At 44.7% G+C, this 3,481-nt stretch carries 4 protein-coding genes and 1 other RNA gene; 1 reads left to right on the top strand and 4 read right to left on the bottom strand.

All coding sequences use genetic code 11. The features are described from left to right. Positions 1-147 precede the first annotated feature (147 nt). Positions 148-473: RNase P RNA component class A (rnpB, locus tag Q0338_RS08010), an RNA gene on the top strand. Positions 474-675: 202 nt separating this feature from the next. Here rnpB and Q0338_RS08005 read toward each other — a convergent pair. From Q0338_RS08005 to fliD, 4 genes are all read right to left on the bottom strand, one after another. Further along, entirely contained in the window at positions 676-1,092 is a 417-nt protein-coding gene (locus Q0338_RS08005) for a hypothetical protein (RefSeq protein WP_298086293.1), read from the bottom strand. A 71-nt stretch (positions 1,093-1,163) separates the two neighbouring features. After that, positions 1,164-1,382: a hypothetical protein gene (locus tag Q0338_RS08000; protein WP_122871223.1), complete on the bottom strand. Its 219-nt coding sequence runs from the start codon at positions 1,380-1,382 to the stop codon at positions 1,164-1,166. Further along, positions 1,369-1,761, bottom strand: coding sequence for a flagellar export chaperone FliS (fliS, locus tag Q0338_RS07995; RefSeq protein WP_002953318.1), 393 nt, complete (start codon positions 1,759-1,761; stop codon positions 1,369-1,371). The genes Q0338_RS08000 and fliS overlap by 14 nt, the downstream gene beginning before the upstream one ends. Positions 1,762-1,772: 11 nt before the next feature. Beyond that, on the bottom strand, positions 1,773-3,481 hold a 1,709-nt coding region (fliD, locus tag Q0338_RS07990), incomplete at its 5' end, for a flagellar filament capping protein FliD (RefSeq protein ID WP_298086292.1).

The following is a 3,481-nucleotide window of genomic DNA, read 5'->3' as shown; positions in this document are numbered from 1 at the left end:
CTTTTGGAGTATAAAATTTGACGCAAAAGCTGTAGAAATTTAAAGGTGCCAGTTTTTTGCAAAGCGGCTAAATTTATGAAAATCACGCTAAACATAGCAAATGCTCCAAAAGCTATCCTTAAACCCGAAAAAGCTATAATCGCGCCCAAGGTATGGCAAGTGATTGCTTTTGCGTAGGCAAAAGAGGAAAGTCCGAGCTGCAATAAGACGGAGTTCCATCTAACGGATGGCTGGGGCGACCCAAGGGACAGTGTAACAGAAAGCAAACTGCCGCTTCGGCGGTAAAGGTGAAACGGCGGGGTAAGAGCCCACCAGCGCGGCGTGCAAGCGCGGCGGCTATATAAACCCAACTCGCAGCAAGAAGGGATGGTTTTGAGTCTTATGTCAAACCCTTCGCTAGAGCCAAATTGTAAAATTTGGAGTAGATAAATAATCACTCACGACAGAACTCGGCTTATCGCCATACCTTTTTTACTACTTTTATTTCATCAAGTTTTTAAATTTATGTGTTTTTACTGCGACAAACCGCTATCTTAACGGCGCGTTTTGCAAATTTAAGCTGAGGTTTGCGGCGACCGTGCGGCAAAGTAAAATTTGACGAGGCGGAATATGGTTTAAATTTGACGGCTGCAGACAGGGTTTAAATTTGAAACAGAGTAAGGCGCGTTTTAGATTCTAAATACCCCAAATTTCTAAAATTTGCGGACACGCAGCGCTAACAGCTAGCTTAAATTTAGATTTTTGTTCGTCGCTCGGTTCGTCTATGGTCTCAAATTTTCCAAATAGCTCGGCGACCTTAAGCCAGTCTGCTATATCCAGATCAAATTTAACCAAATTTGACGCGCAAAGATATCCCGCGTCATGATCGTAAAAAGCAACCTTGCCGTCATCTAAACAGACAAGCCAAAGATCGCCTACGCCAGTATCTGCAAAGATATAAAACTCGCGCAATATCTCGCTCTCGCCTTCAAATACAAAATTCGCTTCATCGTTAAATTTAGCTAGCTCGTGCTCCTTCAGCACTCTAAAATCGCCCGCTATTTCCGCGCCGAGTCTATTTTTTAAAGCGTCCTTTATAGCGTTTTTCGTCATATCTTTGCCTTTGCGGGATAAAATTTAGAAGGGAATTTGAGATAAAAAGCGCTGTAAATTTGAGAAATTATTTACGACGCTATGTATTTTTTTACGTTTTTTAGTTTTTCTAGCTCTTTGCCGAGCTCGGTTCTGTTTTTTTGTATCAAATTTATCGCTGCGCCCAGAAGCTCCTGAGCTTGCAGGGCATCCTCTAGGCTGTCAAATTTACTAGGGGTCTCGCCCGCTAGCGCCGCGATAGCCTCCGCGTCATCGTTAGCGACGGCGATTTTTAGCTCATCCAGCCACATCGGCTTGCCCCGCGCTCGTCGTCTCTTTCCACGCTTCAAGCAGTTGCTTGGTTACGCTCACGACCTCGTTTAGGCTCTGCTCGTCGTTGTTTATATTTGCCATCGACAGCAGCTGGATCTGTCTCGTATAAAGGCCGCTTAGATAGTGCGCGACGCTACCTTGGTTGTAGTCTAGCGAGTTTAAAAGCTCGATAAAGATAGCGTTCGTGCGGTTTATAAAATATACTTTTTTCTCCACGTCGTTATCTTGCATCGCTTTTCTAGCTCTAAAAATAAATCTCAAAACGCCCTCGTAAAGCATTTCGATGAGCTTGGTAGGCGACTCGATGCCGCCTACCGCATTTTGCGAATACGCCGCGTGTGCAGTGTTGTATTGCATAAATTTACCTTTTATTTCTTATTATATTCGGCTTCGATCATCGATTTTAGCGACGAAAATTCGTTGTTTAGCTTGCTGATGATCTTGTCGTATGCCAAAAATCGCTCTTCCATCGTGGCGTATTTTGCATCCAGCGACTTTTGCGTTTTTTCTTTTTCCGAGTCTAGCGACTTTTTCTCGTCGATCAGGCTTTGGTTATACTTGGTTAAAGAGCCGTCTTTTGAGTTGATTAGCCCGTCTACCGCTTTTTTAGTCGATGCAAATATCCCGTTTACGGTCGTGTTTTTCGGCGTTACGGTTGATTCGCTAAAGCCCACGGCATTTAGCGCTGCGGCAGAGCCTTTTATGTCTATGGCAGTGCCATTTGCCGTTTTTAGCATGATGCCATCTTCGTTTGCGGTTAGCGTTGCTTGTACGCCTGATATTCCGGCATCGTTTATAGCTTTTAGCAGCGCCAGAGCGTTTTCTTTTGCCGAATTTGACGCAGGCGTAGCGGCTAAATTTATCTTTTTGCCGTTTATCACTAGATCATCGCCGCCGATAGTGAGTGCGCCGCTATCTACCGGTTTTGAGCTAAGAACCTGAGCCGTGCCGTAGGTGGTGCCGCCGGCAAATATCTTTTGGACGCTTTGCAAATCCTCATCTAGTTTTTTGCCGAGTTTTGAGCTATCTAGCTCTAGCAAACCTTCTTTGTTTAGGCTTAGACCGTAGTCGGCTAAATTTGCCGTCTTTGTTACGTTATCTTTCGTGTAGGTCTGATTACCGAATAAAATTTTATTTAGCGTCGATTTTATTGTATTTATCTCGCTCACGCCTTGGAAAGTGCCCGATTTTTTAGTGTCCGAATCATAATCGGTAGCGACTTTTAGGTTGTTTACGAGGTTGTTATACGCCGTCACCATGCTTTGCATGCTCTCTTTTATCGCGCTCGTGTCCTCTTTGACGCTAAAAGTCGTCTTGCCGGTATCTTTTAGCTTTATCGTCATTCCCAAATTTAGATCTTTTACCTCGTTGCCGCTTCGTTTTATCGTGATGCCGTTATATACGAACTCGGCGTCTTGCGCGGTTGAGATTTTATTGTTTGCGATATTTGCGCTATCCCAGCCTAATTTTTGCAAAACGTCGTCCGCGCCGGTTAGGGCCGTGCCGTCACTATCGACATTTGTTATCTCCACTTTATTTTCCGCGCCGGTTTCTTTGGACTGCAATATAAGCTGATACGGATCTTCGCCGCCGACCTTCATCGCTTTTGCCGAAACGGCGCCGTTTGTGACCTCGTTGATTTTATCGGCTAGCTCTTCTAGCGTGGTCGAGCTTTTGACTTCGATCTTATAGGTTTGACCTCCGACTTTTATGCCAAAGGTTCCGTTTTTGCCGATAAATGAGCTTGAGGTGGCAAATTTGGTGCTTTGATAAACGTCTTTTTTAGCTAGTTGCTTAACGTCTATCTCGATATCTTGTACCGCGACGCCCGCGCTTACGCTTATATCTGCGCTTTTGCCGTCCGAGCTAGTGGTTCTTTTTTGATACGAGCTATCGTCTGCTAGAGTTGAAACCGAGGAGCGAAAAGTACCTATCAGCGTTTTTAGAGCCGTTAGGTCTTTTTGTTTTGTCGCATTTGCAGTGATCTTTGTGCTTACTGGTTTTATCTGACCCGCTTCGTCGGCGGCTTTTAGCTTATCTATAACTTCCTGCGTTAAAACCTGGCTGCCAAAGCCAA

Source organism: uncultured Campylobacter sp. (genome assembly GCF_938018145.1).
Taxonomy (GTDB): Bacteria; Campylobacterota; Campylobacteria; order Campylobacterales; family Campylobacteraceae; genus Campylobacter_A.
The sequence above is the reverse complement of the archived record's forward strand: the minus strand, read 5'-3'. Positions and strand labels throughout refer to the sequence as shown.

Coding starts and splice junctions, on each gene's coding strand:
- Q0338_RS08005 (WP_298086293.1), bottom strand. CDS start 1,092: ATGACGAAAAACGCTATAAAGGACGCTTTAAAAAATAGACTCGGCGCG.
- Q0338_RS08000 (WP_122871223.1), bottom strand. CDS start 1,382: ATGTGGCTGGATGAGCTAAAAATCGCCGTCGCTAACGATGACGCGGAG.
- fliS (WP_002953318.1), bottom strand. CDS start 1,761: ATGCAATACAACACTGCACACGCGGCGTATTCGCAAAATGCGGTAGGC.